We start from the raw sequence: 24,546 nt of genomic DNA, 5'->3' as shown, positions 1-24,546 counted from the left end.
ACGCCTCCATAGTGCCAAGGCATCCGCCGGTTCAGCCGGGTGAGCGACCCGACGATCAGCCTTTTTACCCGCCTCTCACCGTCACAGAGACAACCGCGCCCCGTACCCCTACCGTCCTCTCACCGCTTGGGCGCCAGCGCGGCCAGCTGCTCGGCGAAGGGAACGACCTCGAATCCACGGTCGCCCCCGCCCCGCGCGGCCGGCAGATCCACCGCGTCGGCCGCGCTCACCCCAGACCTCCCGGACAACCCCACCATCAGCCCGACCAGCTCCCCCGCGGCCCGCTCGATCCGCCCTTCCAGCCCCTCCGCACCCCAGTCCTCGGAGGCGGCGTAGACGGCGGTCGGCACGACCACGGCCCGCAGATAGGCGAACAGCGGCCGCAGCGCGTGCTCCAGCACGAGCGAGTGCCGCGCGCTGCCCCCGGTCGCGGCGACGAGCACCGGCTTCCCGACCAGCGCGTCCTTGTCGAGGACGTCGAAGAACGACTTGAACAGCCCGCTGTACGAGGCGGAGAACACCGGCGTGACGGCGATCAGCCCGTCGGCCCCGGCCACCGCCTCCTGCGCGGCGGCCAGTGCCTTGCCGGGGAACCCGTTGGTGAAGAAGTGCGCGATCTCGACGGCGAGCTCACGCAACTCGACGACCTGCACGTCCACCGGCGCCGCCCGCCCCACGGCGGCGGCCAGCCGGTCGGCGAGCAACCGCGTGGAGGAGGGCACGCTCAGCCCCGCCGAGACGACGACAAGCTTCATGACGACACAGTCTCCTTCTTCGCAGCGGCCAGCAGCGACGCATGGGTGGGCGCCTCCGGCACATCATCGGGGCGGCCCTTCGCGAACTCCTCGCGCAGCACCGGAACGACTTCCTCGCCGAGGATGTCGAGCTGTTCGAGGACGGTCTTCAGCGGCAGCCCGGCGTGGTCCAGCAGGAACAGCTGGCGCTGGTAGTCACCGGCGTACTCGCGGAAGGTCAGCGTCTTCTCGATGACCTCCTGCGGCGAGCCCACGGTCAGCGGCGTCTGGTCGGTGAAGTCCTCCAGGGACGGCCCGTGCCCGTACACCGGGGCGTTGTCGAAGTACGGCCGGAACTCCCGCACCGCGTCCTGCGAGTTCTTCCGCATGAACACCTGACCGCCGAGGCCGACGATGGCCTGCTCGGGGGTGCCGTGCCCGTAGTGCGCGTAGCGCGTCCGGTACAGCTCGATCATCCGCTTGGTGTGGTCGGCCGGCCAGAAGATGTTGTTGTGGAAGAAGCCGTCGCCGTAGAAGGCGGCCTGCTCGGCGATCTCGGGCGAGCGGATGGAGCCGTGCCAGACGAACGGCGGTACGTCGTCCAGCGGCCGCGGGGTGGAGGTGAACCCCTGGAGCGGCGAACGGAACTTCCCCTCCCAGTCGACGACGTCCTCGCGCCACAGCCGGCGCAGCAGGGCGTAGTTCTCGATGGCGAGGTTGATGCCCTGCCGGATGTCCTGCCCGAACCAGGGGTAGACCGGCCCGGTGTTCCCGCGCCCCATCATCAGGTCGACGCGCCCGTCGGCCAGGTGCTGGAGCATCGCGAAGTCCTCGGCGATCTTCACCGGGTCGTTGGTGGTGATGAGGGTCGTGGAGGTGGACAGCACGAGCCGCTCGGTCTGGGCGGCGATGTAGCCGAGCATGGTGGTCGGCGAGGACGGCACGAACGGCGGGTTGTGGTGCTCGCCGGTCGCGAAGACGTCGAGCCCGACCTCCTCGGCCTTCAGCGCGATGGCGACCATGGCCTTGATGCGCTCGCGCTCGGTCGGCGTCCGACCCGTGGTGGGGTCCGGAGTGACGTCACCGACGCTGAAGATCCCGAACTGCATGGCCGATCATCCTCCAAGTTGTTGACCGTTCAACTATACCCCTGAACGACCACCGCACCTGGGCTATTCCTCAGATTCCCCAGCCATGCTCCCCGCCGGCAGATCCCGGTTGACACCGACCAACCCACCCTTCATATTTATCTGCGTGACGCAGACACTGCACAACGCAAACACCAAGCGGGACGACATCCCCGCCCGCACCCGCTGGGCGATCCTGGCCGTGATCCTCGCGGCCGACGTCCTCGACCTCCTCGACGCGACGATCACCAACATCGCCGCCCCGACCATCACCGCCGACCTCGGCGGCGGCGCGGCCCTGGTCCAGTGGCTGGGCGCGGCCTACGCACTCGCCCTGGGCGTGCTGCTCGTCCCCGGCGGACGCCTCGGCGACAAGTACGGCCGCCGCAAGCTGTTCCTGATCGGCCTCGCCGGTTTCGTCGCCGCCTCTCTGGCCTGCGGCCTCGCCCCCACCCCGGCCACCCTGGTGGCCGCCCGCCTGCTCCAGGGCGCCTTCGGAGCCCTCGTCATCCCGCAGGGCTTCGGCATCCTCGGCGCCACCTGGCCCCGCGACCAGATCGGCAAGGCCTTCGCCCTGTTCGGCCCCGCGATGGGTCTGTCCGCCGTCGGCGGCCCGGTGCTGGCCGGCTTCCTCATCGACGCCGACATCGCGGGCCTCGGCTGGCGCCCCATGTTCCTGATCAACCTGCTCCTGGGCGGCGCCGCCCTGCTCGCCGCCGCCCGCCTGCTCCCCCGGGACACCGGCGACCGCTCCGTCTCCGTCGACGGCCCCGGCTCCGCCCTCCTCGCCGGCGCGATGCTCGGCGTCCTGGGCGGCCTGATCGACGGCTCCGGCAACGCCTGGACCGCCCGCCCCCTGACCCTCCTGCTCCTCGGCCTTGCCGCGTTCGCCGCCTTCGGCCACCGCCAGCGCACCGCGGCCCATCCGCTCATCGAGCCGTCACTCCTGCGCAACCGCGGCTTCGCGGCGGGCCTCACCCTCGGCGTCGCCGCCTTCGCCGCGACGTCCGGCCTCCTCTACGTCATCTCCCTCTTCCTCCAGCAGGACCTCGGCCGCACCCCCGCCGACACCGCGCTGGGCCTGATCCCGCTGACCCTCGGCATAGTGATCGCCTCGATCGCCTGCCACGGCCTGCTCCACACGTACGGCCGCCGCCTCGCCGTAACCGGTCTGCTGATCCTCCTGGCAGGCTGCGCCTGGCTGATCCTCGTCATCCACAACTCGGGCACCCACACCACCAGTTGGTCCCTGACCCCACCCCTCGTGATCCTCGGCATCGGAATGGGCACCTGCTTCGGCACGATCTACGACCTCACGATCGGCGATATCGCCCCGTCCGAGGCGGGAAGCGCAAGCGGCTCCCTGAACGCGGTCCAGCAACTCGCCAACGCGACGGGCGCGGCAACAGTGACGACGGTGTACTTCCACAGCAACGGCACGGTGAGCTTGCTGGTGGTGGCGGCGGGGTTGGCAGCATGCCTGCCCTTGACGGCGCTACTGCCGCGCAAGCCTCAAAAGGAAGGCCACCACTGACGCCGCCAAGGGGCGCGGGGAACTGCGCGACAAGCCACACTCCACCCGCACCCGCCAAACAACACCCGGCACCGAGCTCCTAGGCACCCGGCACCAACACAACCCGCCCCCGAACCCCACCCCCCGCCAGCACCGCATGAGCCTTCGCGGCATCCTCCAGCGAGAACGTCTCAGCAACCCGCAGCCCCAACACCCCGGAATCCACCAGCCCAGCCAACTCCGCAAGCCGCCCCCCATCGGCCTGCACCTCAACCGCCATAGCCCGAACCCCCCGAACCCCCTCAGGAGCAGCCTGCGGAATCACCCCCACATACGCCCCTCCCTCCCGCACCCACTCCAGCGCACCGGCCCCAAGAACGGCCGCATCCAGCACCGCGTCGAACGCCCCGGCCCGCCCCTCCGTGACGAAGTCGCCCGCCCCCAGCGACCGCACCAGCTCCTCGTCCCCCGCCCGGGCCAGCCCGGTCACCACAACCCCCCGCGCCGCGGCAAGCTGCACAGCGAACCCCCCGACAGCCCCCGCGGCCCCGGTCACCAGCAGCGAAGACCCGGCCGAAAGCGACAGCAGATCCAGCGCCTGCGCAGCCGTCAGCCCGTTCAACGGCAAGGTCGCCGCCTCCACCGCCCCCACCGTCCGAGGCGCGAGCGCCACGGCGTCCGTGGGCACGACGACGTACTCCGCGTGCGTCCCGAGCGGCTTCACCATCCCGTAGTCGAGCGCGACCACCTCGTCCCCCACGCTCCACGCACTGGCCACCCCCACCGCGTCCACGGTCCCGGCGACATCCCAGCCCAGCCCGATCCGCTTCCCCGCACCGCCGAAGACGCCCTGCCGCACCCCGGCGTCGACGGGGTTCACCGTGGCCGCCGCCACCTTGATCCGCACCTCGCGGGCGCCCGGCTCGGGCACCTCCGCCTCCAGGACCTCGACGACCTCGGGCCCACCGAAAGCGTTCACGACCGCAGCACGCATGACTACAACTCCCTTGAGAAAACCGGCTGTTGACGTCCCGGCCGCCGAGAACCCCCGGCGACCGCGTTCCATCTGCCGACAACCCTAGGAAGAGCTACTATCTATCGGTAAGTAGTTACCTGAGAGTGCGTATGTCCCCCAGAGGTGAGCCATGGCGACCATGACGGCGGCCCAGCGACGCGAGCAGGCCCGCATCGAGTACGACGCGTTCATCAAGGGCTGCCCGACCAACCAGCTCCTGGACCGCCTCAGCGACAAGTGGGTCAGCCTGGTCGTCTCCGCCCTCGCCGGCGGCACCATGCGCTACAGCGACCTCGGCCGGAAGCTCGCCGGCGTGAGCCCCAAGATGCTCACGCAGACCCTGCGTTCACTGGAACGCGACGGCATCCTGGTCCGCACGGTCACCCCGTCCGTCCCGGTCCGCGTCGACTACGAACTCACCCCGCTCGGCCACAGCCTGGCGCTGCTCCTGACCGCGGTGAAGAACTGGGCGGAGACCCATATCGAAGAGGTCCACGAGGCCCGCGAGCGCTACGACACCGAGCTCGCGGAAGCCTCCTAGCGCAGCTCTAGACGTCCCCGGCCCGCAGCCGGGCCACCTGCGCCGCGCTGAACTCCGTCGTCCGCTTCATGTGGTCGACGATCAGCGCGAGTTCCCCGGCGTCGAGATCGTCGAAGAGGGCGGCCCAACCGCCCCCCAGCCGGTCCCACACCCGCCCGAACTCGACGATCTTCTCCGGCACGGTGGTCACCAGCACCCGCCGCCGGTCGACCACGTCCCGCTCCCGCACCACGTACCCGGCCCGCTCCAGCCGGTCCACGAGCCGCGTCGCGGACCCCGTGGTCAGCCCCGTCAGCTCGGCGATCCGCCCCGTCGTCACCGGGCCGCCCTCAAGGGTCAGCAGGTTCAGACACTGCAAGTCGGTGGGGTGCAGGCCGAGATGGTCGGCGAGGGCCTGGTTGAACAGGGCGTACGAGGCCATGTACCGACGGGAGACGGCCGACAACTCCTCGAGCACCCGCTCCCGAGCCGCTCCGCTCATACCGCCCCCACCTCCATCGCCTGCGCCGTGCAGCAATCGTACGACGCACAGAACCGGCCTCGGGCTTACCGCGCCCGGCGTCAGAAGTAGTACGAGTCCCCGGTGTCCAGCACCAGCACCCGCTGCCGGTCATTGGCACGGTTCCGGTCCACCACGCCACCGCTCCACACCGTGTCCATCTCCAGCAGCACCTCCGACGGCTCCCCCCGCAACCGCACCCGCAGCTCGATCTGCTCCCCCAGCCCGTCCGCGTCCAGCGCCCCCACCCGGCACAGCACCACCCGCGCACCCGACCGCGCACACCCGTCCGGCAGCGTCTGCCGGTTGACCAGCGGCTCCGACCAGCGCAGCCGTACCGTCGCGTCCGGGACCGCCGAAGGCCCGTGGTTGCGCGGCGTGAACCGTACGTCGACCCGGCCGGCCGCCATGCTCGCGGCACCGTGATAGGCGAGATCGGCCTCGGGGACGTAGGCGAACCACCCGTCGTCGGGCCCGTCGGCCGCCACAGCGCCCGGAGCCACCCCGCCGACCGCCAGCACGGCCCCGACGCACACCGCAAGAACTCGCATACCGCCCACTCCTCAGAGGAGACTCCACCGTGGTCGTACGGATGTATCCCACGCGGAGCGGCGGACAGGCGCCGTCCATCAGGTGAAGCCGCTGTGCGACCCTGCCGACCATGAACGTGCTCCGCTCCGCCGCCCTCTTCGTCGTCGCCGCCCTCTTCGAGATCGGCGGCGCCTGGCTGGTCTGGCAGGGCGTGCGGGAACACCGCGGCTGGGCCTGGATCGGCGGCGGCGTCCTCGCCCTCGGCGCGTACGGGTTCGTCGCCACGCTCCAGCCGGACGCCCACTTCGGCCGGATCCTCGCCGCGTACGGCGGTGTCTTCGTCGCCGGTTCGATCCTGTGGGGCATGGCCGCGGACGGCTACCGTCCCGACCGCTGGGACGTCACGGGCGCACTGATCTGCCTCGCGGGCATGGCGGTCATCATGTACGCGCCGCGAGGAGAGTGAGCCTTCCGGGTCGTCAGGGCGTGTCTTCGGGCAGCAGGCCCAGCTGCCCCAGGAACTCCATCTCGTCGAAGTAGAGCCGGTACTCCGTGATCCGGCCGTCCTTCACCGTGGCGAGATCCACCCCGCGGACGCCGATCTCCTTGCCCGTGGCGGGCAGGGTGCTGCCGTCCGGCAGATTCAGCGGGCCGGTGTTGTGCCCGTGGTAGACGCCCTCGTCGATGGCGGTGTCGCCGATCTCGTACGAGTGCAGCGTCTCGAACCTGCCGTCGGGGACGGACTCCGTCATCTGCCGCCAGTACTCCACGATGTTGTCGCGCCCGTGGATCTCCCCCTCGTCGGGGGTGTAGGCGACGGCGTCCTCCGCGTACAGCTCGGCAACGGCCTTCAGGTCCGCGTGCCCGGTCACCGCGTCCGTGAACCGGTCCATGACCTCACGCGCTTCTCCCATGATCCACCTCCGTCTTCCAGGGGATCACCTCCCTCATTCTCCCACCGGCCCGCGATACGGACCGCCCGGAGGAGATCCCGGCACCCCGCCTATCCTGGGAAAGGCCACCGAAGACCACCCGAGGCCGTCGAAGGCCAGCCTCAAGCCCCCCTGATCGCCGACCCGAGGAGCCCCCGCCCATGCCCAGCGCAGCGTCCCGCATCGCCGTCGTCACCGGTGCGAGCAGCGGCATCGGCGCCGCCACGGCCCGCGGGCTGGCCGCCGCCGGCTACCGCGTCGTCCTCACCGCCCGCCGCAAGGACCGTATCGAGGCCCTCGCGGAGGAGATCAACGCGGCGGGCCACCAGGCCACGGCGTACCAGCTGGACGTCACCGACCGGGCCGCGGTCGACGAGTTCGCCACCGCCTTCAAGACGATCGGCGTCCTGGTCAACAACGCGGGCGGCGCGCTCGGCGCCGACCCGGTCGCGACCGGCGACCCGGCCGACTGGCGCACGATGTACGAGACGAACGTCATCGGCACCCTCAACCTCACCCAGGCCCTGCTCCCCAAGCTGGTCGCGAGCGGCGACGGCACGGTGGTCGTCGTCTCCTCCACCGCGGGCCACGGCACGTACGAGGGCGGCGGCGGTTACGTGGCCGCCAAGCACGGCGCCCATGTCCTCGCCGAGACGCTCCGCCTGGAGATCGTCGGCCGGCCGGTCCGGGTGATCGAGATCGCGCCCGGCATGGTGAAGACGGACGAGTTCGCGCTCACCCGCTTCGGCGGCGACGAGGAGAAGGCCGCCAAGGTCTACCAGGGCGTCGCCGAGCCCCTGACGGCCGAGGACGTGGCGGAGACGATCACCTGGGCGGTCACCCGCCCCGCCCACGTCAACGTCGACCTCCTGGTCCTGCGCCCGCGCGCCCAGGCGTCGAACACGAAGGTGCACAGGGAGCTGTGATGGAGGATGCCGAAGCGGAGCAGCGCCGCCTGGCGCTGGAGAAGAAGCGCGAGCGGATCGTCTGGTACTACCTCGGTTACTTCCTCTTCGGCATCCATATCGTCGCGTTCGTGATGATCTACGCGGTCATGCACGCGAAGTAGGGTTCCGAGCCGTGGACAGACACATCTCTTTCGACGGCCTGCACAACTTCCGTGACCTGGGCGGCTATACGACGGCCGACGGCCACCGCGTCCGCCCGGGCCGCCTCTACCGCGCGGACTCCCTGGGCAAGTTGACGACCGGCACCGCCGACTGGGACCGCTTCCTCGCCCTCGGCATCGGCACGGTGATCGACCTGCGCCACGACTGGGAGATCGAGGCACGGGGCCGCGTCCCGGCCGCCGCCTCCTTCGACTGGATCAACCTCAGCATCGAGCACCGCCCGTACGACCAGCCGTCGTTGGGCCCCGAAGTCGACCCCGGCCCCTACCTGGCCGAGCGTTACCTGGAGGTCGCGGAGGACGGCGCGAAGGAGATCCGCAGAGCGCTGGAGCTGATCGCGGAGGCGGACGCCCCCGTGGCCTTCCACTGCGCCTCCGGCAAGGACCGCACGGGCGAGATCGCGGCCTTCGTGCTCGGCCTCCTCGGTGTCGAAGACGCCACGGTCATCGAGGACTACAGCCTCACGGAACTGGCCGCCCCCGCCCTCCTGGCCGACTGGAAGGCGCGCAACGACGGCAAGGCCCCGACCTGGCTCGGCTTCGGCAGGGCCCCGGCGTCGGTGATGCGCCTGTTCCTCCAAGCACTCAGGTCCCGCTACGGCTCCCTGGAGGGCTATGTCACCCAGGTCCTCGGCCTGGACGCGGACGCCCTGTCGGCGAGACTGCGCGCGAACCTCCTGGAGCCATTGCCCACCGCCTCGGGGCCCCTGACGTACCGCAAGGCGACCCCGACGGACGCCAAGTCGCTGGTCCGCCTCCGCGACTCGGTGGCCCTGTGGATGCTGGCCCGCGGGATCGACCAGTGGAAGCCGTCGGAAAAGGACGAGGCGCACTTCGTCCGCCGCATGACGGAGGGCGAGGTCTGGCTGGCGTACGCCGGCCACCACCTGAGCGGCGCCTACGAACTCTGGTGGACGGACGAGGCGGCCTGGGGCCCGCGCCCCGCCGACGCCGGCTACATCCACCGCCTGATGACGACCCCGCACCTGGCCCCACCCGGAACCGGCCGAGCCCTCCTGGCCCACGCGGAATCCCGCATCACCGCGGCCGGCCTCCCCCACGCGCGCCTGGACTGCCTCGCCACCAACCCCCGCCTGCGCACGTACTACGAGTCGGCGGGCTACACGGTCGTAGGCGAACAGCCCGCAAAGGACGGCGGGTTGGGCAGCCCGTACGCGGTGACGCTGCTGGAGAAGCACGTGCGGTGAACGAGGAAGGCCCCGGCCGAAGCCGGGGCCTTCCTACGTCAGCCCTTCACGCACACGACCTGCTTGAGCTTCGCGACGACCTCCACGAGGTCCCGCTGCTGATCGATGACCTGCTCGATCGGCTTGTACGCCCCCGGGATCTCGTCCACGACGCCGGAGTCCTTACGGCACTCCACGCCCCGCGTCTGCTCCTCCAGGTCCTTCGTCGAGAAGCGTCGCTTGGCCGCGTTACGGCTCATGCGCCGACCGGCGCCGTGGGACGCCGAGTTGAAGGACAGCGGGTTTCCGAGGCCCTTCACGATGTACGACCCCGTGCCCATCGAACCCGGGATGATCCCGAACTCGCCGGAACCGGCCCGGATCGCGCCCTTGCGGGTCACGAGCAGGTCCATCCCGTCGTAGCGCTCCTCGGCCACGTAGTTGTGGTGCGCGCTGATCTCCGGCTCGAAGGTCGGCTTCGCCTTCTTGAACTCCTTGCGGATCACGTCCTTGAGGAGCGCCATCATGATCGTGCGGTTGTACTTGGCGTACTCCTGCGCCCAGAACAGGTCGTTGCGGTACGCCGCCATCTGCGGGGTGTCCGCGACGAAGACGGCGAGGTCGCGGTCGACCAGGCCCTGGTTGTGCGGGAGCTTCTGGGCGATGCCGATGTGGTGCTCGGCCAGTTCCTTGCCGATGTTCCGGGAACCGGAGTGGAGCATCAGCCAGACAGCACCGGTCGTATCTGTGCAGACCTCGACAAAGTGGTTTCCGCTTCCGAGCGTCCCCATCTGCTTTCCGGCGCGCTCCTGCCGGAACTTCACCGCCTCGGCAACCCCGTCGAACCGCCCCCAGAAGTCGTCCCACCCCGCGGTCGGCAGCGCGTGGAACCGCCCCGGATCGACGGGATCGTCATGCATCCCCCGCCCCACCGGAATGGCCTGCTCGATCTTCGACCGCAGCCGCGACAGATCCCCCGGCAGGTCATTGGCCGTCAGCGACGTCTTCACCGCCGACATCCCGCAGCCGATGTCGACACCGACCGCGGCCGGGCACACCGCACCCTGCATCGCGATGACCGACCCGACCGTCGCACCCTTCCCGTAGTGGACGTCCGGCATGACCGCCAGGCCCTTGATCCACGGCAGCGTCGCGACGTTCCGCAGCTGCTGGAGCGCGACCTCCTCCACCGACGCGGGATCGGTCCACATACGGATGGGAACCTTCGCACCCGGCATTTCCACGTACGACATATCGTCCTCATTCCCCCGGAATCACAAACAAAGGCTTAAATCGCAAAACCTGCGCCAGGGTCAACGAAAGGGACAACGGACCGGCGTCCACGGCTGTGCGTGCGATACACATGGTGCGCAGGGGGCACCCCTGCCCGGCAAGCGAATAACCAGCAGCGATCCAGTAACTGCGCAGCAGTTGCCCAGCAGCATCGAGAGGAGCCGACCGTGCAGCGGAAGGCGTACGTACCCGGCGTCGCGGCCCTCCTCGTGGCGCTGCTCGCCGCCGGCTGCACCAGCGGCTCGGACACCGGCGGCACGGAGGACAACTCCAACCCGGGCAACGCCGGCACCGCCTCCCCCGTCGCCGAGCCCGGCCGCTACCGCACGCTCCCCGAACCCTGCGGCGCGGTCAGCCAGGACACCCTCGACACGCTCCTGCCCGGCATCCAGCAGCTCACGGACGAGGACCAGCGGGAGAAGGCGTACGAGGGCACCCCGACGACCACCTTCGACATCGACCGCAAGGTCGGCTGCCAGTGGAAGGTGGAGTCGGCCGACGCCACCGACCATCTCCTCGTCGACCTGGAGCGGGTCGTGTCGTACGACAACTCCGTCAGCGACGACAACCAGGCGCAGGCCCTGTTCGCGGAGCGGCAGACGGACGCGCATCTGCCGGAGCCGTCCGAGTCGGCGACGTCGGACGTGAGTTCCTCGACGACCCCGAGCGACGCCGCGTCGGCCTCCGCCTCCGGCGCCCCCTCCTCTTCCTCTTCCTCTTCCGCCTCGCCCTCCGACGGGTCCACGTCCGCCGATCTCCAGCCCCGCGTTCTCGACGATCTGGGCGACGAGGCGTTCCTGAACGACGTGGTGAGCAGTTCGGGTTCGGCGGCCCGGCAGCGCACGGTGACTGTGGCGTTCCGCACGTCCAACGTGATCGTGACGGTCGAGTACGAGGAGCAGCCGACGACCATCGGCACCGCCCCGGACAGCAAGGAAATGCAGGACAGGGCAAGGAATCTGGCCGCCGAGCTGGCGGAGGCGCTGGCGGGCTGATGCCTGTCGGTGACGTTCCGCAATGGCCGTGAAGCAGAACCGCACAGCTGTCCCACCGCGTACCGTGGCCCCTCGGACCCGTTCCGACCGCAGGAGCACGAGCAGCGTCATGAGTGAAGGAACCATGCAGCGAGCAGCACAGAGCGACCAGCGTGACCCGCGAACGAAGCGCGCCTACCGGGTGCTTCTCGGCGCAGCCGCCGTCCCCCTGATGCTGGTGGCCACGGCCTGTTCCTCGGACTCCGGCTCCGGCTCGTCGTCGGACGACAACGCCGCCGGCGCCGGCCAGACGACCGAGAGCTCCGCGCCCGTCAGCCCGTCGCCGACCGTGCAGGCGGCGGCGTACAAGTCGCTGCCGGACGCGTGCGACACCCTGTCGAAGGGCACGCTCGGCGATCTGGTCCCGAAGGCGTCGAAGTCCGGCAAGCAGGGCAAGTCGGACGATGTGGCGACGCGTGGCAGCTGCTCCTGGTCGAGCCTCGACAACAACGGCGTCAAGGGCTCCCAGTTCCGCTGGCTGAACGTCTCCCTGCTCCGCTTCGACTCCGACGTCACGCGCGGCGAGGGCGACAAGCTGGCGCAGGAGTACTACGACAAGCAGGTCCAGGACGCCCAGTCGGCGGACGGCGCGAAGAACGTGAAGACGGAGCCGGTGACGGGCACGGGCGACCAGGCGACGCTGGTCCGTTACGACCTGAAGAAGAAGGAAGGCTCCTTCAAGCAGCAGACGCTGGTCACCCGCGTCGAGAACGTCGTCGTCACCCTCGACTACAACGGCGCGGGCCTGGCCGGCGAGAAGACGCCGAGCGCCGACACCCTCGCCAAGCTGGTGAAGTCGGCGGCGAAGGAGGCGGTGGCGTCGGTGACGAAGGCGAACACCGGCGGCGGCGACACGGGCGCGTCCAGCCCCTCCCCGTCCGCGTCGAAGTCGGCGTCCAAGTCGGCCTCTCCCTCCGCATCTCCGTCCAAGTCGACCGCGACGAAGAGCTGACAAAGCCCTGATACGGGGCTGACGAGCCCTACCGGCCACCCGTGCGCCGCACACATGTGCCACTCTGTTGCGCGCAACAACACGCAAGGGGAGGGGAGTACGGGTGGCCGCGCCTATGCAGCTGACTCGGATGCACCGCGTTCTGATCGGCGTGGTCGTGTTCGGCGCAGTGATCATCGCCGGCATCGGCTTCGCGGGTTCGTACGCCGCAGTCCGCGAACTCGCCATCAAAAAGGGCTTCGGGAACTTCAGTTACGTCTTCCCGGTCGGTATCGACGCGGGCATCTGTGTGCTGCTGGCCCTGGATCTGCTCCTGACCTGGATCCGCATCCCCTTCCCGCTGCTGCGCCAGACGGCGTGGCTGCTGACGGCGGCCACGATCGCCTTCAACGGCGCAGCGGCCTGGCCGGACCCGCTGGGCGTGGGCATGCACGCGGTGATCCCGGTCCTGTTCGTGGTCGCGGTCGAGGCCGCCCGGCACGCGATCGGCCGGATCGCGGACATCACGGCGGACAAGCACATGGAGGGCGTCCGCCTGACGCGCTGGCTGCTCTCCCCGATCCCGACCTTCCTCCTCTGGCGCCGCATGAAGCTGTGGGAGCTCCGCTCCTACGAGCAGGTCATCAAGCTCGAACAGGACCGCCTGGTCTACCAGGCCCGCCTGCACTCCCGCTTCGGCCGCGCCTGGCGCCGCAAGGCCCCGGTGGAGTCCCTGATGCCCCTGCGCCTGGCCCGCTACGGCGTCCCCCTGGCGGAAACGGCCCCGGCGGGCCTGGCGGCGGCGGGCATCGAACCGGTACTCCTGCCTCCGGCCCCGCAGGTGGAGATGGAGCGCGCCCCCACGCCGCCGGCGATGCCCGCGGTGGAGAGCGGTGCCGCGGACGTCAGGGAACAGCTTCCCGCCCCCGAAGCCCCCGAGCACCCCGCCGAACAGCAAGGGCAGCAAGGGCAGCAAGGGCAACAAGGGCAGCCTGAGGAGTACGCCGAGCAGCAGAGCCCGTGGCTCCAGGCGCGGGATCCCCATGCCGTCGAGTACCAGGGCGGCTACGACCCGACGTACGACCCGGACGCCGCGTACCGGCAGTGGTACGAGGAGCAGCAGCAGGCCGAGGAGTTCGAGGAGCAGCAGCGGTTCAGGCTTCGGCAGCGGTTCGAGGAGCAGCAGGCCGGAGAGCAGCAGCAGTTCGAGGAACAGGCCCCCGAACCGTCTCCGGAGGACACGGGTACCTTCCAGATCCCGTCCGGTCCGGGCCGTACCCGGGAGATGGGCGCGGGCGGCGGCACGGAGCTGACCGAGGACGACTACTACCTGGTCTTCAAGAAGTCGATAGACGGCAGCTATCCGACCTCGGGCCAGTTCAGGGGCGACGTGGAGGCCACGTACGGCACCACGCTCCCGCAGCGTGAGGCGGAGCGGATGGTCAACCGCTTCACCAACCGCCACACGGCGGAGCTCCAGGAAGACCACATCGCGTAGCGACCGACGAAGAAACGAAGAAGGGGCCCTCACCAGGGCCCCTTCTCGTTACCGCTTACGGCTTACCGCTGACCGCCTACTCGCCGAGCAGGCTCCGCACCCGCTCCTGTCCCACCGCCAGCAGCAGCGTGGGCAGCCGTGGGCCGGTGTCGCGGCCGACCAGCAGCTGGTACAGCAGCGCGAAGAACGTCCGCTGGGCCGTCTTGATCTCCGGCGGCAGCTCCTTGGGCGTGGCGTCGGCGGAGAACCCGGCCTGCACCTTCGGCACGCCGTAGACGAGGTGCGTCAGGCCGTCCAGCGACCAGTTCGCCTCAAGTCCCTCCAGCAGCAGCCGCAGGGACTCCCGGGACGGCTCGTCGAGCGACTTCAGCAGCTCGGCGTCCGGCTCCTCGCGCACGATGGTCCGCTGGTCGGCGGGGACGTGCGTGTTGATCCAGGCCTCGGCCTTGTCGTACCGCGGACGGGCCTCGTCCAGGGACGTCAGCGGGTGCGTCGGGTCCAGCTCGCTCAGGATGCGCAGCGCCTGGTCCTCGTGCCCGGCGGTGATGTCGGCGACGGAGGCAAGGGTCCGGTACGGCAGCGGACGCGGCGTCCGCGGCAGCTCCCCGCCCGCCGTACGCACCGCACGCGAGTGCGCGGCGACGTCGGCCGGAAGCGCGGACCCGTCCGCGACCTTGGCGTCCAGCTTGTCCCACTCGTCGTAGAGCCGCTGGATCTCCTGGTCGAAGGCGATCTTGAAGGACTGGTTGGGACGACGGCGGGCGTACAGCCAGCGCAGGATCTGCGGTTCCATGATCTGGAGCGCGTCACCGGGCGTCGGGACCCCGCCCCGCGACGACGACATCTTCGCCATCCCGGAGATCCCCACGAACGCGTACATCGGCCCGATGGGCTGCTTGCCCCCGAAGATCCCGACGATCTGCCCGCCGACCTGGAAGCTCGACCCCGGGGACGAGTGGTCGACGCCGCTCGGCTCGAAGACGACCCCCTCGTACGCCCACCGCATCGGCCAGTCGACCTTCCAGACCAGCTTGCCGCGGTTGAACTCGTTGAGCCGCACGGTCTCGGCGAAGCCGCACTCGTTGCAGGTGTACGACAGCTCGGTGGTGTCGTCGTCGTACGAGGTGACCGTCGTCAGGTCCTTCTCGCAGTTGCCGCAGAACGGCTTGTACGGGAAGTACCCGGCCGACCCGGAGGACCCGTCGTCCTCACCGGCCGCGCCGGACCCCTCGGCGGCCTCCAGCTCGGCCTCGTCGAGCGGCTTCTGCTGCTGCTTGGCCGGGGCCTTCTTCGTCCGGTACTGGGCGAGGATGGCGTCGATGTCGGCGCGGTGCCTCATGGCGTGCAGGATCTGCTCGCGGTACACGCCCGCGGTGTACTGCGCGGTCTGGCTGATCCCGTCGAACTCCACGCCCAGCGCGGCGAGCGCCTCGACCATGGCGGCCTTGAAGTGCTCCGCCCAGTTCGGGTACGACGAGCCGGCGGGCGCCGGGACCGAGGTCAGCGGCTTGCCGATGTGCGCGGCCCAGGACTCGTCGACCCCGGCGATACCGGCCGGCACCTTGCGGTACCGGTCGTAGTCGTCCCAGGAGATCAGGTGCCGCACCTGGTGACCACGGCGGCGGATCTCGTCGGCGACCAGATGCGGGGTCATGACCTCACGCAGGTTCCCCAGGTGGATCGGCCCCGAGGGTGACAGCCCGGACGCTACGACGACCGGTTTGCCCGGGGCCCGACGCTCCGACTCCTCGATGACCTCATCCGCGAAACGGGAGACCCAGTCGGTGGTCTCGGTGCTCTGAGCCACGGGGCACGTCCTTCTTTCTCCTGAAGCAGCCGGTACGGTCTACGGCTGGCGTTGCCATTGTCCCAGCTCCATCGGCAAGCGCGAAAACGCCTTTTCGCGGACGCGCCCGAAGGCGGCGCAGCCGCCTCCAGGGGCGCGGGGAACTGCGCGACCAGCCCCCACCGGCCCGCAGCCGCGAAAACCCTTTTACCCCCCGTGGGATACTGACTCCGTCTAAGCAACCCCGAGGAGAACGGCTCCCACCCCATGGCCCCGGTCAAGCCCCTCAGCGCCTCCGTCGCACAGCAGCTCACGTCCGCCATCTCCGCCACCCTGCCGGAGACCACCGACGTCGACCCCCTGCTCCGACGCAGCGACCGGGCCGACTACCAGGCCAACGGCATCCTCGCCCTCGCCAAGAAGAACAAGGCGAACCCCCGCGACCTGGCCACGGACGTCGTCGCCCACATCACCACCGGCGACGTGATCAAGGACGTCGAGGTCTCCGGCCCCGGCTTCCTGAACATCACGATCTCCGACAAGGCGATCACCGAGACCCTCGCCGCCCGCGCCGCCGACGGCGACCGTCTCGGCGTCCCCCTCAAGGACAAGCCCGGCATCACGGTCATCGACTACGCCCAGCCGAACGTGGCCAAGGAGATGCACGTCGGCCACCTGCGCTCCGCGGTGATCGGCGACGCCCTGCGCGGCATGCTCGACTTCACCGGCGAGCAGACGATCGGCCGGCACCACATCGGCGACTGGGGCACCCAGTTCGGCATGCTCATCCAGTACCTGATCGAGAACCCGGACGAACTGTCCGCGGAGACCGACACGGACGGCGAGCAGGCCATGTCGAACCTGAACCGGGTCTACAAGGCCTCGCGCGCGGTCTTCGACTCCGACGAAGCCTTCAAGGAGCGGGCGCGGAAGCGGGTCGTGGCGCTCCAGTCGGGCGACAAGGAGACCCTCGACCTCTGGCAGCGGTTCGTGGACGAGTCGAAGGTCTACTTCTACTCCGTCTTCGAGAAGCTCGACATGGAGATCCGGGACGACGAGATCGTCGGCGAGTCGGCGTACAACGACGGCATGCCGGAGACCGCCCGCCTCCTGGAGGAGATGGGCGTAGCGGTCCGCTCCGAAGGAGCCCTCGTGGTCTTCTTCGACGAGATCCGCGGCAAGGACGACAAGCCGGTCCCGCTGATCGTGCAGAAGGCGGACGGCGGCTTCGGTTACGCGGCCTCCGACCTGACCGCGATCCGCAACCGCGTCGTCGACCTGCACGCGACCGCGCTGCTCTACGTCGTGGACGTCCGCCAGTCGCTGCACTTCAAGATGGTCTTCGAGGCGGCCCGCCGGGCAGGCTGGCTGACCGACGAGGTCACCGCGCACAACATGGCCTACGGCACGGTGCTGGGCGCGGACGGCAAGCCGTTCAAGACGCGTGAGGGCGAGACGGTACGGCTGGAGGACCTGCTGGACGAGGCGGTGCAGCGGGCCGCCGAGGTCGTCCGGGAGAAGGCGCTGGATCTCAGCGAGGCCGAGATCCAGGAGCGGGCCGCGCAGGTCGGCATCGGTGCCGTGAAGTACGCGGACCTGTCGACGTCGGCGAACCGGGACTACAAGTTCGACCTGGACCAGATGGTGTCGCTGAACGGCGACACGTCGGTGTACATCCAGTACGCGTACGCCCGTATCCAGTCGATCCTGCGCAAGGCGGAGGCCGTGGCCCCCGCCGCGCACCCGGAGCTCGAACTGCACGCGGCGGAGCGGTCGTTGGGCCTGCACCTGGACGCGTTCGGCGACACGGTCTTCGAGGCGGCGGCGGAGTACGCCCCGCACAAGCTGGCCGCGTACCTGTACCAGCTGGCGTCGCTGTACACGACGTTCTACGACAAGTGCCCGGTGCTGAAGGCGGACACGGAGGAGCAGAAGGAGAACCGCCTCTTCCTCTGCGACCTGACCGCCCGCACCCTCCACCAGGGCATGGCCCTCCTGGGCATCCGGACGCCCGAACGCCTCTGACCCGGCGCTAGTTGAGCAGGACCCCGGCAGGGTGGACGAACTCGCACCACACCACCTTGCCGGGGTCTCGCTGTCCCACCCCCCACTTGTCGGCGAGCGCGGCCACGAGAAAGAGCCCGCGCCCGCCCTCGTCGGCATGGTCCGGCACGCCCGGCTCACCGCCGCCGCTGTCGTGCACCTCGACCCGCAGGACGGCACCGTCGTACCGCACCCGTAGCAGGAACCCCCGCCCCGGCGGCGCCCCGTGCAGCAGGGCGTTGGTCGCGAGCTCGCTCACACACAGCGACACGTCCTCGCCCCGCTCCCAGTCGCCGAGCCCCCAGTAGATCAGGGCCCCCTGGACCAACCTCCTGGCAGCGGGCACGGATCGGCGGTCCCGGGCGTAGAACTGATCGCGCTGGTAGGGGAGTTGGCTTTCCTCGTTCACGGGACGAATGTCGCGCAGAGTCACTACCGTGGATCACTCGGTGAACTCGTACAGATTTTTTGTACGGGCTCCTACCCGGTGACGTACGTGGGCCCTGGGGGATTGAGACCAGCATGAGCGCGAAGAAGCCGCCGCGGCCGAAGAATCTGACCTCTATGAAGATGCTGGGCAAGCAACTCGGCGCGGCGCGCCGGGCAGCGGGCTACACGCAGAGTGCGCTGGGCACGCTCGTCGGGCTGGACGAGGAGACGATCGCGTCGATCGAACAGGGTCGGCGAGCCCTGAAGCCGGATCTGGCGGGCCTGTTGGACGAGATCCTGGAGACCAAGGGGATGCTGTCGGCGGGCGTGGCCAACCTCCCCGAGATCGACCAGTTCCCGATGTGGGCCGAGCTGTACATGGAGCATGAGCGGGAGGCGATCGCGCTGTCCTGGTACGACAACGCGGTGCTTCCTGGGCTGCTCCAGACGCGGGCCTACGCAGAAGCGGTGCTGCGAGAGCGAGTTCCGGTGTACGACGAGGACGAGATCGAGACCAAGACCGCAGGTCGCTTGGAACGCCAGGAGATCCTGAACCGCAAGAGCCCACCGACGCTGAGCTTCGTCGTCTGGGAACCGGCGCTGCACATGATGATCGGCGGCTCGGCGACACGCCTCGATCAGCTCCGGCATCTGCGGGCGGTGGCGGAACTCCCCTGCATGTCCTTGCAGTTCCTGCCTCTCGACAGTCCCTCCCACGCCGGGTTGAACGGCCCCTTCACCCTCCTCGAAACCCCCGACCACCAACACCTCGCCTATACCGAGTCGCAAGGCGGCAGCCAATGGGTTTCCGACGCAGATGAGGTGTCCAGGCTGGCACGCAAGTATGCGATGCTGCGGACACAGGCCCTGACCCCTCAGGACTCGAAGAGCCTGCTCGACCGCCTGCTAGGAGAGCAATGAGCACCGAAGCACTTCAGTGGTTCAAGTCGACCTACAGCGGAGATGAGGGCGGCCAGTGCCTTGAGGTCGCCTACGAGTGGTTCAAGTCGAGCTACAGCAGCAGCGAAGGCGGCGCCTGCCTCGAAGTCGCCACCACCCCCCACACCGTCCACATCCGCGACTCCAAGAACCCGGCAGAAGACGCCCCCACCCTCCACCTCACCCCCACCACCTGGGCCGCCTTCACCGCCTCCCTCCGCTAAAACAGCCCCGCGCCCAACCGCCGCAGCCCCTCCCCGATCCGCTCCGGCGTCTCCGTCACGAAGCAGAGCCGCAGCGTGGCCCGGTCCGGGGTGCCGGCGTAGAAGGGCGCACCCGGCACATAGGCGACGTCATGCCGTACGACCTCGGGCAACAGCGCCGTCGTGTCGTACGCCGAAGGCAACCGCACCCACAGGAACATCCCGCCCTCCGGCCGCTGCCAGCTCGCCCCCTCCGGCAGCACCTCGGAGAGCCCCGCGAGCATCGCGTCCCGCCGCTCGCCGTAGACGGCCGCGACCCGCGCCACGTGGGCGTCGAGGTCCCGGTCCGCCAAGTACCGTGCGGCGGCGAGCTGGTTGACGGTCGGGGTGTGCAGGTCGGCGGCCTGCTTGGCGACCACACAGGCGCGCCGCACCGCCGCGGGCGCCCGCAGCCAGCCGAGCCGCAGCCCCGGGGCCATGACCTTGGAGAAGGACCCGAGGAGGACGGTACGGTCCGCCGCTTCCGCCTGCGCGGCGATCCATGGCACCCGCTCCCCCTCGAACCGCAGCTCGCCGTACGGGTCGTCCTCGATGATCCACAGCCCGTGCCGGGCCGCGACGGCGGCGACCTCGGCCCGCCGCTCCGCGGGGACGGTACGGCCGGTGGGGTTCTGGAAGGTGGGGACGGTGTAGAGCAGCTTCGGCCGTTCCCGTACGACGAGTTCGGCGAGCGCCTCCGGGTCGGGGCCGTCGGCGTCCCCGGGCACCCCGAGGACCCGTGCCCCGGCGAAGCCGAACACCTGAAGTGCCGCCAGATAGCAGGGCTCTTCGACCAGGACGGTGTCGCCGGGTTCGACGAGCGCGGTCGCGAGCAGGGACAGGGCCTGCTGGGAGCCGGTGGTGATCAGGACGTCGTCGGCGGTCGTGGGCAGCCCGCGCACCGACATCCGCGCGGCGAGCGCGGCCCGTAGCGTCGGCTCGCCCTCGGTGGTGGAGTACTGGAGCGATTGCGCGGGCGCCTCTTCCAGTACGGCCCGGAAGGCCGCCGCGACGCCTTCGGCGTCGAAGAGTTCGGGCGCCGGGAGCCCGCCCGCGAAGTTGATGACCTCGGGCCGTGCGGTGACGGCGAGGATGTCCCGTACCGGAGAACCACCGATCGACCGGGCCCGCGCGGCGAGCGGGGGCACGGGGGCGGAGACGTCTGCGGGCGCGCTCGTAAGGGTCATGCGGAGCACCCTAGACAATTACCTGCCCTCTACAAGTAGCTTTCCACGATCCGGTCCCGCGTCCCGGAACGCCCGCCTGGGACGCCCCGAACGCGCAGGTCAGCGGCCGTCCCACCGCGCTCGCGTCCCGAATCCCCAGGCCGGCTCTGGCGCTCGCCGATCACCACCGCGCAGGCTGGACCCGCCGAACTCCCCACCTGAGAGGCCCGTGCCATGCCCAGGTCCGCACCCACCGCCCGCCCCGCCCGGCTGCTCGCCGCGCTGACGGTCGTAGTCGCCGTGTTCACGCTCACGGCGTGCGAGGACGGCGAGGGCCTGCGCGACGAGGGGCCGTCGTCCTCGACCTCCCTGTCCTACGACGACCCGTCACCCGCCTCCCACGCCTCCCCGCCGAGCGGGAACTCGTAGGCGGGCCGCCCGTTGTTGCCACTGGTCCGGAACGGCTTGCCCGCGTCGTCGATCCGCAGCGTGCCGCTGCGCGAACCGCTGGCCCAGTCCAGCTCCAGGTACCAGCTCACGTCGTACGCGGAGGCGTCGGCCCGGATGTAGTAGACCTCGGGGTCCGACTCGCTCACCTTGAACGGGAAGTCCCGGTGCCCCGCCTCGGGCACGACCGCGGGCCGCGTCGCGTCGAGGGCGACGGTGAAGGACCGGGTCGGCACATTGCCGCCGCAGCCGACACCCGGATACCCCATGGCGTAGTCGTTCCAGGCGACCGGCGACCGCTTGCCGGCCATGTGCACGGTCAGATCCTTGACGACCACCGTCTCCTCGCCGGTGCCCTGCACGGTGAGCGTCACGTACTGCTCCCCGGACGACACCGCCCCCGTCGCCGCCACCCACGCCGCCGCGTCCTGCTCGAGCGGCGGCGGGGGCACCTGGCTCGGCGGCTTGTCGATGAGATAGCGCTGGGAGCAGGGGCTCTCCCAGGAGTACGGGGCGGCGGACACGGTCAGCGGAACAGCGGCGGAGGCGCCGGAGTCGGCCGACGGACTGGCGCTCACCTCCCTGCCGGCCTCCTTCCCCTTCGCGGTGGCCGTGGGTGAGGCGGACGGCGAGCTCTTCGACGGCGAGGGTGACGCTGCCGTGCTCTCCCCCGCCCGGTCGTCATCCCCGGCCACGGACACGGACCCGGCGGGCCGCTCACCCCGGTCGCCGTCCCCGCCCGAGGGCAGCCCCAGGGCGAGCCCGACGGCACCGAGCACACCGGCCACGGCGATGGCGGCGACGAGAGCGGTACGACGACGACTGCGCCGGGGCGCCTCGACCGCGGGGGCATCCCTGACCTCGGCAGCCTCCGCAGGAGCCGCAGCCTCCGCAGGAGCCGCAGCCTCCGCAGGAGCCGTAGGAGCCGTAGGAGCCGCAGGCAGCACAGCCGCCCCCTTCTTCCCCCGCCCCGCATCCGCCAGCACCCACCGCCGATGCAGCTCGACGAGCTCCTCCGGCGTGGCCTTGCACAGCCGCGCGAGCCGCTCGACGGGCGCGTAGTCCGCCGGTACGGCATCGCCGTTGCAGTAGCGGTGCAGCGTCGACGTACTCATGTGAAGCCGCTTGGCGAGCACCCCGTAACTGAGCCCGGAGCGGTCCTTCAACTCCCGCAGAAACTCGGCGAACGCATCCGCGCCGGAGCCGTCGGTCACCGTTCTCCACCCCCATGTCGTCCCGTTCCGGCGTTCCAGGAACGGGGTGTTCTAGCAGGTCAAAGCACCTGTGGGCGTTCCAGCGTCCCGTATGGTCCGGCGGCGCTGGCGGCCGGGACGAGGCACCCCACAAGCTCTGATCATCCCAACCAGCGCTTCCGAAAGGGAACTTGCCATGCGTACCGTTCGCCACCACCTGCTCGCCGCCGCCGGCCTCACGCTCGCCACCCTCGCACTGACCGCGTGCAATGACGGAACGGGCACGACGGACGAGGGAGCGGCAAAGCCGACCGCATCCGCGACGGCATCGACCACGGACAAGCCTGCGGCCGAGAAGCCGAAGACCGAGAAGCCGGCCGCCACCCCCGCGAGCGACAACACCACGAAGCCCTCGACGGCCCCCTCCTCCGCGAAGGACTCCGCGAAGGACTCCGCGAAGGAGGACAACCCCACCGCCTACGCCTTCTGCAACGGCTCCAACACCACGACCACCGCCCAGCCGGTCTCCCGCCCCCTCAACCACATGCTCCTGACGGTCAAGAACACCGGCTCGAAGCCCTGCAACCTCACCTACTACCCGGTGCTGCGCTTCGACGGGATGCAGTGGGCGCCCCGCCCGGTCGAGGCCTCGCACCCGCAGGCGGTCGTCACCCTGAACCCCGGTGAGTCCGGTTACGCGGGCGTGCTGCTGTCGGCCGCCGACGGCAGCGGTGACGGCGGTACGACGGGCCGGAAGCTGACGGTGATGTTCCAGGCGGGCACCCCGAACAGCGACGGGGGAGCGTCGGCGATCCCGGCGCTCCCCGCGAAGGGCGTGTACTACGACAGCACCCTGACGCCGACGTACTGGCAGACGACGGCGGACGACGCCCTGTCCTACTGACGGCCGTCGCTGATCATCTGGGCCGCCTCGACGGCCCAGTAGGTGAGGATGTTCCGGGCCCCGGCCCGCTTGATGCCGGTCAGGGTCTCCAGGATCGCCCGCTCCCGGTCGATCCACCCCTTCTCCGCCGCGGCCTCGACCATCGAGTACTCGCCGGAGATCTGGTAGGCGGCGACGGGAAGGTCCACGGCGTCGGCGACCCGGGCCAGGATGTCGAGGTAGGGCCCGGCCGGCTTGACCATCACCATGTCGGCCCCCTCCTCCAGATCGAGGGCCAGCTCCCGCAGCGCGTCCCCGACGTTGGCGGAGTCCTGCTGGTAGGTCTTGCGGTCACCCTTGAGCGAGGAGCCGACGGCCTCGCGGAACGGCCCGTAGAACGCGGACGCGTACTTGACGGTGTAGGCGAGGATGGCGACATCCTCCCGGCCGATCTGGTCGAGGGCGTCGCGGATGACCCCGATCTGCCCGTCCATCATGCCGCTGGGCCCGACGACATGGGCGCCGGCGTCGGCCTGCACCTGGGCCATCTCGGCGTAGCGCTCCAGGGTGGCGTCGTTGTCGACGCGCCCTTCGCTGTCGAGGACGCCGCAGTGCCCGTGATCGGTCGTCTCGTCGAGGCAGACGTCGGACATCACCAGCAGGTCGTCGCCGACCTCGGCCCGGACGTCCCGAAGGGCGACCTGCAGGATCCCGTCGGGATCGGTCCCCGCGGTCCCCACGGCGTCCTTCTTGCTCTCCTCGGGCACCCCGAAGAGCATGATCCCGGAGACCCCGGCGGCGACGGCCTCGGCAGCGGCCTTCTTGAGGCTGTCCCGAGTGTGCTGCACCACGCCCGGCATGGCGGCGATCGGCACCGGCTCGCTCACGCCCTCCCGCACGAAGGCGGGAAGGATGAAGTCGGCGGGGTGCAGCCGAGTCTCGGCGACCATCCGCCGCATCACGGGCGAGGTCCGCAACCGCCGCGGCCGGCTGCCAGGAAACGATCCGTACTTCGACATACCTCTAAGCTACGCCCGGCCGCACCCTGCCTTTACCGACGCCTCGTCGGGCACCGGCGTCTCACGAGGAGGAGTGCCGCCAGGCCAGGACGGTCGGCTTGGCGCCCCTGGACTGGGCGAACTGGTACGGGTCGTAGACGACGTACAGCGTGCTGCCGAAGCCCCTCGGCACCCCGAGCCCGACGGCGTCGGCGGCGAACACGGTCGCCTTCGTGGGCCGGCGGACGTCGTTGAGGGCATAGCCGCTGCCCGACCAGGTCGCCAGGCGGTCCTTGGTGACCCGGTCAACGGTGTAGAAGCCGTTGATCGCCTTGCCGACCTTGACCGGAGCCGTCTTGGCGCCGATCGTCGACGGACGGCGAAGCCGCCGCTGCCGGTGAACGTCGCCACCTTCACGGCGGTCGTCGGGTACTGCCCGAGGCCCAGGCGGTAGGT

The 24,546-nt window shown here is 70.1% G+C and carries 27 protein-coding genes; 14 read left to right on the top strand and 13 right to left on the bottom strand.

Annotation, left to right across the window (positions count from 1 at the left end):
* Window positions 1-119: 119 nt before the first annotated feature.
* On the bottom strand, window positions 120-755 hold the full coding sequence (locus CRP56_RS24615) for a CE1759 family FMN reductase (RefSeq protein WP_097267413.1): 636 nt from the start codon (window positions 753-755) through the stop codon (window positions 120-122).
* Window positions 752-1,843, bottom strand: coding sequence for an LLM class flavin-dependent oxidoreductase (locus tag CRP56_RS24610; RefSeq protein WP_097267411.1), 1,092 nt, complete (start codon window positions 1,841-1,843; stop codon window positions 752-754). The genes CRP56_RS24615 and CRP56_RS24610 overlap by 4 nt, the downstream gene beginning before the upstream one ends.
* Window positions 1,844-1,988: 145 nt before the next feature.
* On the opposite strand from CRP56_RS24610, the gene CRP56_RS24605 reads away from it, so the two are divergent.
* Window positions 1,989-3,395: an MFS transporter gene (locus CRP56_RS24605; protein ID WP_257040975.1), complete on the top strand. Its 1,407-nt coding sequence runs from the start codon at window positions 1,989-1,991 to the stop codon at window positions 3,393-3,395.
* 79 nt (window positions 3,396-3,474) lie between these two features.
* On the opposite strand, the gene CRP56_RS24600 is transcribed toward CRP56_RS24605, so the two are convergent.
* Window positions 3,475-4,368 carry an NADP-dependent oxidoreductase gene (locus CRP56_RS24600; RefSeq protein ID WP_097267407.1) on the bottom strand — a complete coding sequence of 298 codons (894 nt, stop codon included), beginning with the start codon at window positions 4,366-4,368 and terminating at the stop codon, window positions 3,475-3,477.
* 151 nt (window positions 4,369-4,519) lie between these two features.
* Between CRP56_RS24600 and CRP56_RS24595 the strand changes: the two genes are divergently transcribed.
* Entirely contained in the window at window positions 4,520-4,930 is a 411-nt protein-coding gene (locus CRP56_RS24595; RefSeq protein ID WP_097267405.1) for a winged helix-turn-helix transcriptional regulator, read from the top strand.
* Between the two features lie 7 nt (window positions 4,931-4,937).
* On the opposite strand, the gene CRP56_RS24590 is transcribed toward CRP56_RS24595, so the two are convergent.
* Window positions 4,938-5,411: a MarR family winged helix-turn-helix transcriptional regulator gene (locus CRP56_RS24590; RefSeq protein ID WP_097267403.1), complete on the bottom strand. Its 474-nt coding sequence runs from the start codon at window positions 5,409-5,411 to the stop codon at window positions 4,938-4,940.
* A gap of 80 nt (window positions 5,412-5,491) precedes the next feature.
* Window positions 5,492-5,980, bottom strand: coding sequence for a hypothetical protein (locus CRP56_RS24585; protein WP_097267401.1), 489 nt, complete (start codon window positions 5,978-5,980; stop codon window positions 5,492-5,494).
* A 110-nt stretch (window positions 5,981-6,090) separates the two neighbouring features.
* On the opposite strand from CRP56_RS24585, the gene CRP56_RS24580 reads away from it, so the two are divergent.
* The gene (locus CRP56_RS24580; protein WP_097267399.1) at window positions 6,091-6,426 is read left to right on the top strand and encodes a YnfA family protein; all 336 of its coding nucleotides are present in this window, start codon (window positions 6,091-6,093) and stop codon (window positions 6,424-6,426) included.
* A 13-nt stretch (window positions 6,427-6,439) separates the two neighbouring features.
* On the opposite strand, the gene CRP56_RS24575 is transcribed toward CRP56_RS24580, so the two are convergent.
* Window positions 6,440-6,874: an ester cyclase gene (locus tag CRP56_RS24575; protein ID WP_097267397.1), complete on the bottom strand. Its 435-nt coding sequence runs from the start codon at window positions 6,872-6,874 to the stop codon at window positions 6,440-6,442.
* A 179-nt stretch (window positions 6,875-7,053) separates the two neighbouring features.
* Between CRP56_RS24575 and CRP56_RS24570 the strand changes: the two genes are divergently transcribed.
* Genes CRP56_RS24570 through CRP56_RS24565 form a run of 3 tightly spaced genes read left to right on the top strand, consistent with a single transcriptional unit; the run spans window position 7,054 to window position 9,229 of the window.
* Entirely contained in the window at window positions 7,054-7,818 is a 765-nt protein-coding gene (locus tag CRP56_RS24570; protein WP_097267395.1) for an SDR family NAD(P)-dependent oxidoreductase, read from the top strand.
* The gene (locus tag CRP56_RS47705) at window positions 7,818-7,961 is read left to right on the top strand and encodes a hypothetical protein (protein ID WP_179851111.1); all 144 of its coding nucleotides are present in this window, start codon (window positions 7,818-7,820) and stop codon (window positions 7,959-7,961) included. The genes CRP56_RS24570 and CRP56_RS47705 overlap by 1 nt, the downstream gene beginning before the upstream one ends.
* An 11-nt stretch (window positions 7,962-7,972) precedes the next feature.
* Complete coding sequence (locus CRP56_RS24565) at window positions 7,973-9,229, top strand: GNAT family N-acetyltransferase (RefSeq protein ID WP_097267393.1); 1,257 nt, start codon at window positions 7,973-7,975, stop codon at window positions 9,227-9,229.
* 38 nt (window positions 9,230-9,267) lie between these two features.
* Here CRP56_RS24565 and CRP56_RS24560 read toward each other — a convergent pair whose 3' ends face one another.
* On the bottom strand, window positions 9,268-10,461 hold the full coding sequence (locus tag CRP56_RS24560; RefSeq protein ID WP_097267391.1) for an RtcB family protein: 1,194 nt from the start codon (window positions 10,459-10,461) through the stop codon (window positions 9,268-9,270).
* Between the two features lie 207 nt (window positions 10,462-10,668).
* Here CRP56_RS24560 and CRP56_RS24555 point away from each other — a divergent pair, with 207 nt between their 5' ends.
* The 3 genes from CRP56_RS24555 (at window position 10,669) to CRP56_RS24545 (ending at window position 13,964) form a co-directional block, all read left to right on the top strand.
* Complete coding sequence (locus CRP56_RS24555; protein WP_097267389.1) at window positions 10,669-11,496, top strand: hypothetical protein; 828 nt, start codon at window positions 10,669-10,671, stop codon at window positions 11,494-11,496.
* Window positions 11,497-11,620: 124 nt separating this feature from the next.
* Window positions 11,621-12,487 carry a DUF3558 domain-containing protein gene (locus CRP56_RS24550; protein ID WP_257040971.1) on the top strand — a complete coding sequence of 289 codons (867 nt, stop codon included), beginning with the start codon at window positions 11,621-11,623 and terminating at the stop codon, window positions 12,485-12,487.
* Between the two features lie 130 nt (window positions 12,488-12,617).
* Window positions 12,618-13,964 (top strand): DUF2637 domain-containing protein, encoded by a 1,347-nt coding sequence (locus tag CRP56_RS24545; RefSeq protein WP_257040970.1) that lies wholly within the window; start codon window positions 12,618-12,620, stop codon window positions 13,962-13,964.
* 76 nt (window positions 13,965-14,040) lie between these two features.
* On the opposite strand, the gene lysS is transcribed toward CRP56_RS24545, so the two are convergent.
* Window positions 14,041-15,771, bottom strand: a complete 1,731-nt coding sequence (lysS, locus tag CRP56_RS24540) for a lysine--tRNA ligase (protein WP_097267382.1) — start codon at window positions 15,769-15,771, stop codon at window positions 14,041-14,043.
* Window positions 15,772-16,017: 246 nt separating this feature from the next.
* Between lysS and argS the strand changes: the two genes are divergently transcribed.
* Window positions 16,018-17,775, top strand: coding sequence for an arginine--tRNA ligase (gene argS, locus CRP56_RS24535; RefSeq protein ID WP_097267380.1), 1,758 nt, complete (start codon window positions 16,018-16,020; stop codon window positions 17,773-17,775).
* 7 nt (window positions 17,776-17,782) lie between these two features.
* Here the strand turns inward: argS and CRP56_RS24530 are convergent, their stop codons facing one another.
* Entirely contained in the window at window positions 17,783-18,202 is a 420-nt protein-coding gene (locus tag CRP56_RS24530; protein WP_097274415.1) for an ATP-binding protein, read from the bottom strand.
* 113 nt (window positions 18,203-18,315) lie between these two features.
* On the opposite strand from CRP56_RS24530, the gene CRP56_RS24525 reads away from it, so the two are divergent.
* Both CRP56_RS24525 and CRP56_RS24520 read left to right on the top strand, forming a co-directional pair.
* The gene (locus tag CRP56_RS24525; RefSeq protein WP_097267378.1) at window positions 18,316-19,143 is read left to right on the top strand and encodes a helix-turn-helix domain-containing protein; all 828 of its coding nucleotides are present in this window, start codon (window positions 18,316-18,318) and stop codon (window positions 19,141-19,143) included.
* Complete coding sequence (locus CRP56_RS24520; protein ID WP_097267376.1) at window positions 19,140-19,385, top strand: DUF397 domain-containing protein; 246 nt, start codon at window positions 19,140-19,142, stop codon at window positions 19,383-19,385. The genes CRP56_RS24525 and CRP56_RS24520 overlap by 4 nt, the downstream gene beginning before the upstream one ends.
* Here the strand turns inward: CRP56_RS24520 and CRP56_RS24515 are convergent.
* Window positions 19,382-20,590 (bottom strand): aminotransferase-like domain-containing protein, encoded by a 1,209-nt coding sequence (locus tag CRP56_RS24515; protein ID WP_097267374.1) that lies wholly within the window; start codon window positions 20,588-20,590, stop codon window positions 19,382-19,384. The two genes, CRP56_RS24520 and CRP56_RS24515, sit on opposite strands and share 4 nt — an antisense overlap.
* 213 nt (window positions 20,591-20,803) lie before the next feature.
* On the opposite strand from CRP56_RS24515, the gene CRP56_RS24510 reads away from it, so the two are divergent.
* Complete coding sequence (locus tag CRP56_RS24510) at window positions 20,804-20,998, top strand: hypothetical protein (protein WP_097267372.1); 195 nt, start codon at window positions 20,804-20,806, stop codon at window positions 20,996-20,998.
* On the opposite strand, the gene CRP56_RS24505 is transcribed toward CRP56_RS24510, so the two are convergent.
* Complete coding sequence (locus CRP56_RS24505) at window positions 20,944-22,230, bottom strand: helix-turn-helix domain-containing protein (RefSeq protein ID WP_097267370.1); 1,287 nt, start codon at window positions 22,228-22,230, stop codon at window positions 20,944-20,946. The two genes, CRP56_RS24510 and CRP56_RS24505, sit on opposite strands and share 55 nt — an antisense overlap.
* A 175-nt stretch (window positions 22,231-22,405) precedes the next feature.
* On the opposite strand from CRP56_RS24505, the gene CRP56_RS24500 reads away from it, so the two are divergent.
* Window positions 22,406-23,113 (top strand): DUF4232 domain-containing protein, encoded by a 708-nt coding sequence (locus tag CRP56_RS24500; RefSeq protein ID WP_097267368.1) that lies wholly within the window; start codon window positions 22,406-22,408, stop codon window positions 23,111-23,113.
* Here the strand turns inward: CRP56_RS24500 and hemB are convergent.
* Window positions 23,107-24,111: a porphobilinogen synthase gene (hemB, locus tag CRP56_RS24495; RefSeq protein WP_097267366.1), complete on the bottom strand. Its 1,005-nt coding sequence runs from the start codon at window positions 24,109-24,111 to the stop codon at window positions 23,107-23,109. The two genes, CRP56_RS24500 and hemB, sit on opposite strands and share 7 nt — an antisense overlap.
* A 61-nt stretch (window positions 24,112-24,172) precedes the next feature.
* Window positions 24,173-24,313 (bottom strand): hypothetical protein, encoded by a 141-nt coding sequence (locus CRP56_RS47700; protein ID WP_179851109.1) that lies wholly within the window; start codon window positions 24,311-24,313, stop codon window positions 24,173-24,175.
* Window positions 24,314-24,546 lie beyond the last annotated feature (233 nt).

The sequence above is a fragment of the Streptomyces sp. TLI_55 genome (assembly GCF_900206255.1).
Classification (GTDB): Bacteria; Actinomycetota; Actinomycetes; order Streptomycetales; family Streptomycetaceae; genus Streptomyces; species Streptomyces aquilus.
This window is presented reverse-complemented; position numbering and strand designations above follow the sequence as displayed.